The organism is Actinoplanes sp. NPDC026623 (genome assembly GCF_040638275.1).
GTDB lineage: Bacteria > Actinomycetota > Actinomycetes > Mycobacteriales > Micromonosporaceae > Actinoplanes.
In genome coordinates, this window is the sequence record NZ_JBEZXZ010000316.1 from 1 (window position 1) to 6,379 (window position 6,379).

Here is a 6,379-nt window from a genome sequence, read left to right on the forward strand (position 1 = left end):
CCTCGCGCGCCACCGCGCCGCGCTGCCGTCGCTGGAGCTGCGCGTGCTCGCCGCCGGCCACGGCGCCGAGCTCGGCGCGCTCGGGCTGCGCCGGCTGCTGCCGAGCGCCTCGGCGGGCCGGATCCTGGAGTGGCTGGAACGCACCCGCACGGCGGCGCTGCTGCGCGTGCAGCCGCCGACGACGGGCGTCGACGAGGACGTCATCGCGCTGCGCGGCGTCGAGCAGGAGCTCCGGACGGCCCGCCTGGACCGGGGCAAGGAACCGTCGTCGCTGCTGACCCGCCAGAGCGCCCTCGAGGCGCGGATCAGGCGCCGCTCCTGGGCGGGCGAGGACATCGGCGGCGAGGCGGCGTCGCTGGCGACCGCGGCCGACCTGCGGCGCGCCGTCGACGGCCGCTGGCTGGTCGAGTACGCGGTGGTGGACGGGCAGATCCTCGCCGTCGTCGTGGAGCCCCGGCGCACCCGGATGATCGAGCTCGGGCCGCTCGGCCCGGTCCTGCAGGAGGCGGACGCGGCGGCGTTCGGGCTGCGCCGGCTGCTGCACGGCACCCGGTTCGCGGCCGCGGCCAGGACGGCGGCGCAGGACGCGTTCGACGCGCTGTCCCGGCAGCTGATCGTGCCGCTCGGCGTGCCCGCCGACGTTCCGCTCGTGGTGGTGCCGTCGGCCCTGCTCCTGGGGGTGCAGTGGTCCCCGCTGCACCCGGCGCCGGTGTCGGTGACGCCGTCCGGCGGCCTGTGGGCGCGGGCGAAGCGGACGGTGGGTGCCGAGGGACATCCCCGGTGCGCCGTGGTCGCGGGCCCCGGCCTGCCCGGCGCGGTCGAGGAGGCCCGCGTGGTGGCCGCCGAGCACGAGGAGGCCGTCACGCTGCTGCCGCCGCGCAGCACCGTGGACGCGACCCTCGACCTGATCGGCAAGGCTGACCTGGCCCACCTGGCCTGCCACGGCCTGTTCCGGTCGGACAGCCCGCTCTTCTCGGCGCTCGAGCTCGACGACGGCTCGCTGACCCTCTACGAGATGCTGGCCCGCGGGGTCGCGCCGCGCCGGGTGGTGCTGGCCTCCTGCGACTCGGGCACCCAGCAGCCCTACGGCGGCAACGAGATGCTCGGCTTCGTCAGCGCGCTGATGTCCAACGGCAGCGCCGGCATCGTGGCGGCCGAGGTGCCGATCCCGGACGGGGTCTGCGCGGTGCCGATGCGGGCGCTGCACCGGCGGATCAGCGGGGGCGACACCCTCGCCTCGGCGGTGTGGCACGCCCGCGCCGAGCTCGTGGAGGGCGGCCCGGAGGAGTATGTGGCGTGGAGCGGCCTGACGGCGTACGGGCCGGGGTAGCGGGGGGTCTCCACCCCGGCGCCGTCGCCGGTCAGGGGCGTTGCCAGGACTGGTTGGCGCCGCCGTTGCAGGTCCACAGGATCACCGCGGCGCCGTCGCCTGTCCCGCCGCCCGAGACGTCCAGGCACTTACCGGACTGGTCGCCGGTGATGATGCCGTTGGCGTTGAGCTGCCACTTCTGGTTCGCGCCGCCGTTGCAGGCGTAGATGGCGGCCTTGGTGCCGTCCGCCGTGCCCTGCTGGTAGGCCTCCAGGCACCGGTCGCCGTAGACGCGCAGCTCGCCCGCGGCCGTGTGGGTCCAGGCCTGGTTGGTGCCGCCGTTGCAGGCCCACACGTCCACCGCGGTGCCGTTGGTGGTGCTCGCGCCGGGCACGTCTAGGCACCGGCCCGACGCGGTGCCGATCAGGGTGGTGCCCAGCGAGGTGCCGCCGGTGCCGGACTGGTTCAGCACGTACGTGGTGATGCTCCTGGCCGGCAGCGAGGTGCTGACGGTGCCCGCCGAGACGGCCGGCGCGCCCACCGCCGCGAGGCTCTCGGTGGCGCTGGTGCGGCGGGCCGCGCTGAAGGACACGTTGTTCTTGGCGTTGAGGTGCAGCGACAGCGCCGTCGCGCTCGCGTTCTGGTTGGTGACCACCAGCGTCCACTGCCCGGCGCGGTCGAACGCCGACACCTGTACGCCGGCCGGCGCGCCGGTCACGTTGTACCGCACCGCGCCCGGCCGGACGAAGCGGCTGAACTGGGCAAGGGCGTAGTACCGCTTGGTCAGGTACAGCGTCTGGTTGCCGTTGGTGGCGTACGCCGGGTCGTAGTAGACGAGCCCGTCGTTCCAGCCGGACGAGTTCGCGGTCGTGGCGCAGCTTCCGGAGGCCGGCGCGCAGCCGAACTCCGACGACAGCGCGGTCCACCAGTGGAACGCGGTGTCGTAGGTGACCGACAGGTCGCGGTAGACGATCCCGGCCAGGCCCAGCGCGCCGCCGATGGTCGGGTCGTAGCCCTGGCCCCAGCCGCCGGTCGCGCCGAAGCAGCAGATCTCACTCGCCCACGTCTTCTTGCCCGCGGCCCGGCCGACGTTGCGGGCGGCGGTCCGCGCCGTGTCGCTGGGGAAGTCGTACGTGTGGTGCGCGAGGTTCGCGACGTACTGCGCGGTGCCGGCCTGGTTGATCCACTGTGGCACCTCGGAGTTGAAGGCGCTGGCCGAGGTGGACTCGTCGGCGCTGATCCTGCTGGACAGGCCGCGGCCGGCCAGCGTCGCGCCCAGCGTGCGGACCACGTCGTCGCGCTGGGCCGGCGGCACCAGCATGCCCTCCTGGCCGCAGGAGTCGAAGCTGTTGGTCGGCTCGTTCATCGGGCTCAGGTAGTCCAGGTGCACGCCCTGGCCGTCGAAGTGCTGGGCGATGTCCGCGAGGTAGGTGGCGAAGGCCTGGTTGTCGGCGCTGTCGAGGGTGCCGCCGCAGCTCTTCGCGTTGCTGGTCCAGGCGGCCGGCGCGCTGTTGACGAAGCCGATCAGGTCGGGAACGCCGTACTGGTTCGCGTACCGCAGGAAGGTCTGGCCGCCCGGATCGCGATTCCAGTCGTAGCCGCCGGCGGCGGTGCGGAAGGTTTGCGCGGCCCGGGCCGGGGTGGTGACGCCGGTGCCGCCACCGCCGATGTTGTAGCGGTAGGCCGAGAGCGCGAGCCCGTCGGCGCCGAACAGCAGGTCGGCGACGCGCTGCTGTACGGCGGGCGCGAAGCCGGCGAGGTCGTTGACCCACCACGCGCCGGAGGCGCCGATGGCCTCGATGGTCTGCGCGGGTGCGGGGGAGACCTCCGCCCGGGCGGAGGCGGCCGCGGCGGGGGAGCCGGCGGGGACGGTGAGGGCGGTGCCGAGCAGCAGCCCGGCGGCCAGCGACTTGAGCATCTATCTTCCTCCAGTGAGAAAGGCTTCCAGCGCGAGCGTGGCCGCGCCGAGACTGACCGGATTGCCGGTGACGGTGGAGAGGACGATCTCCGCGTCGGTGAGCGGCCGGCGCAGCGCGTGCTGCGTCACCACGGCGCGGACCTCGTCGAGCAGCGGCACGCCGAGCCGTTCGGCGACCCAGCTGCTGAGCACGACGAGCTCCGGATTGATCAGGTTGATCAGGTCGGCGACGGCCACGCCGAGGTAGCGGCCGGTCTCCGCGTTGACCTTCGCGGCGATCGGGTCGCCCGCGGCGAGCCCGGCGGCCAGCGCGCCGAGGGTGGCGGTCTGGTCCTCGGGGTGCAGCAGCGCGCTGGTGGGCGCCAGGTCGCGCAGCGTCTGCATGATGCCGGGCGCGCCCACGTACGCCTCGACGCAGCCGCGGCTGCCGCACCGGCAGAGCCTGCCGTCGAGCACCAGCGTGGTGTGTCCCCACTCGCCGGCGGTGTTGCTGCTGCCGCGGTACAACGTGCCGGCGAAGGCCAGGCCGGCGCCGACGCCGGTGCCGAGGTTGATGACCGCGACGTCGTCGCGCCCGCGGGCCGCGCCGGACCACAGCTCGGCGACGACGGCCGCGCGCAGCGGGTTGTCCAGGTGCAGCGGCAGCTCGAGCGAGCGGGAGAGCAGGGCGCGCAGCGGCACGTCGTGCCAGTCCCAGTTCGGGGCGAAGACCGAGACGCCGCCCTCGCGGTCGACCTGCCCGGGCACGCTGACCCCGGCGCCGAGGACCCGGCCGCCGGCGCCGGCCATGACCGCGCGTACGCCGCTGACGATGTGCGCCACCACCTGCTCGGGGCGCCGCTCGCTCGGGCGCAGCGCCTCCTCGGTGCCGGTGAGCCGGGTGAGCGCGGCGTCGAAGAGGTCGACGTGCACGTACGTCTCGGCCACGTCGACGCCGATCAGCAGCCCGCCGCCGGAGTTGGGGGTGACCAGGCCCCGCGGCCGCCCGCCGCCGGAGTCCTCCCGCCCGGCCTCGGTCAGCAGGCCGAGCGCGGTGAGCTCGCCGACCAGGGTGGACACCGTCGCGAGGCTGAGCCCGGTGTCGGCGGCGAGCCGCTGGCGTGAGGTGGTGCCGGCCGCGATCACCTGCTGGACGACGCCCAGCCGGTTGGCGGATCGGATGTCGCGTGAGGTTCGTGCCACGAGCCTTATCGCAACACTTACGAAAAGGTTTGGCAATAGACGGGCGCCGATGTAACGGCGGGTGCCGGCCCCGGGCGGATCGAGCGCCCGGGGCCGGCCCGCCCGGCTAGCTGCCCACCGGGCCGCCGTCGGGGCGCCAGGTCACCACGACCGCGGGCTTGGCGAAGTCGCCATCCGGCCACGTCGACGCCGGCTTGTCGATGGTGGCGCCGCTGATCTCGCCGGGGTGCTGCACCGCCACGAAGACCGAGCGGTCGTCGCCGGTGATGAACGGCCCGCAGGTCTCCGCGCCCGGCGGGATGGTCAGGAACTGCTTGAGGTGGCCGCGCTCCGGGCCCTCGATCGCGGTGGCGAACAGGCCGTCGTTGGCGCCCAGCGCGTTGCCGTCGGTGGCGATCCACAGGTTGCCCGCGCTGTCGAACGCCACGTTGTCCGGGCACGAGATCGGCGACACCGCCGCCTTGTCGTAGCCCGCGAAGTACGTCGACGGATCCGCCGGGTCGCCGCAGACGATCGGCAGCGACCAGGCGAACGACTCCGCCGTGTGGTCGCCGCCGTCCTCGACCAGTTCGAAGATGTGCCCGTGCCGGTTGGCGGTGCGCGGGTTGGCCTCGTCGGGACCCGGGTTCGTGCCCACGCCCCGGTTGACGTTGTTGGTCATCGCGGCGTAGACCTTGCCGGTGAGCAGGCTCGGCTGCACGTCCTCCGGCCGGTCCATCCTGGTGGCGCCGACGGCGTCCCCGGCCAGCCGCGCGAAGGTCAGCGCCTCCACCGCGGACATGCCCGGCACGTACGAGCGCTCGCCGGACACCAGCTTGATCCACCGTCCGGTGCCGTCGAACAGGCCGTCGGAGGGCAGCCGGCCGGAGCCGTCGATCTCCGCCGCGGGGCTGTCGCCGGTCACCTTGGCGACGTACAGCGTGCCGGACTCCAGCAGCGTCAGGTTGTGCCGGCGGGCCGAGGCCGAGCCGCCGGGCCGGAACTCCCGGTCGGAGACGAACTTGTACAGGTAGTCGAAGCGCTCGTCGTCGCCCATGTACGCGACCACGCGGCCGTTCCTCGCCACGATGACGTTCGCGCCCTCGTGCTTGAACCGGCCCATCGCGGTGTGCTTGCGCGGCCTCGAGTTCGGCTCGAACGGGTCGACCTCGACGATCCAGCCGAAGCGGTGTGCCTCGTTGGGATGCAGGGCCAGGTCGAACCGCTCCTGCGCCCGGTCCCAGCGCCGCGAACCGGCCGGCGCCCGGACCGTCGTGGAGATCCCGTACCGGGCCAGCCTCGGCTTGAGCTCGGCCGGGGCCGCGTCGCCGCCGACGAAGTACTGGTTGAAGTTCTCCTCGCCCGACAGCACCGTGCCCCACGGGGTGACGCCGCCCGAGCAGTTGTTCAGCGTGCCGATCGGGGTCGTGCCCTGCGGGTCCGCCGCGGTCCGCAGCCAGGCCGAGCCGGCGGCCGGTCCGGTGAAGGCGAACGGCGTGTCCAGCGTGGTGAACCGCCGGTTGTACGGCCGGTGCCGCCCGCCGACCGGGCGCCACTGTCCCGTGCCGTCGACCCGCTCCAGCTCCACCACGGACATGCCGTGCGCGGCCATCGCCACCCTGACCTGCTCGACCGTGAGCGCATCCTGGCTGGTGAAGCCCGGGAACATCAGCTCCTCGTTGGTGTACTCGTGGTTGGCCACCAGCAGGGCCCGGCGGTCGCCGCGGCCCAGCGGCAGCACGCCGACGAAGTCGTTGTTGTAGCCGAACTGCGCCGCCTGCCGCTGCGCCGTCTGGTGGTGCACGTCCAGGCCGGGCGCGCCGGGCAGGATCGGGTCGCCCCAGCGGATCACCAGGGCGGAGTCGTAGCCGTTCGGGACGATCAGGTTGTCGAGCACGTTCGGCGGGATCGGCTTGAACGTCAGCGCGCCCGCGCCGGCCCTTGCGGGGCTGACCGCGGTGGCCGGGGCGGCCTCCCCGGCGGGTGCGGCC

Annotated in this window: 4 protein-coding genes; 1 reads left to right on the forward strand and 3 read right to left on the reverse strand. The window is 74.1% G+C overall.

What is annotated here, in order from left to right:
- On the forward strand, nucleotides 1-1,330 hold a 1,330-nt coding region (locus tag AB0F10_RS43335), incomplete at its 5' end, for a CHAT domain-containing protein (RefSeq protein WP_360639841.1).
- A gap of 31 nt (nucleotides 1,331-1,361) precedes the next feature.
- Here the strand turns inward: AB0F10_RS43335 and AB0F10_RS43340 are convergent.
- The 3 genes from AB0F10_RS43340 to AB0F10_RS43350 form a co-directional block, all read right to left on the reverse strand.
- Nucleotides 1,362-3,227, reverse strand: coding sequence for a lectin (locus tag AB0F10_RS43340; protein WP_360639844.1), 1,866 nt, complete (start codon nucleotides 3,225-3,227; stop codon nucleotides 1,362-1,364).
- Complete coding sequence (locus AB0F10_RS43345) at nucleotides 3,228-4,409, reverse strand: ROK family protein (RefSeq protein ID WP_360639847.1); 1,182 nt, start codon at nucleotides 4,407-4,409, stop codon at nucleotides 3,228-3,230. It abuts the gene before it with no gap.
- Nucleotides 4,410-4,515: 106 nt separating this feature from the next.
- The coding region (locus AB0F10_RS43350; protein ID WP_360639850.1) for a PhoX family phosphatase at nucleotides 4,516-6,379 on the reverse strand (1,864 nt) is incomplete at its 5' end.

What these genes read in the sequence shown, in the direction of transcription:
- AB0F10_RS43340 (WP_360639844.1), bottom strand. Translation starts at nt 3,227, where the DNA reads ATGCTCAAGTCGCTGGCCGCCGGGCTGCTGCTCGGCACCGCCCTCACC.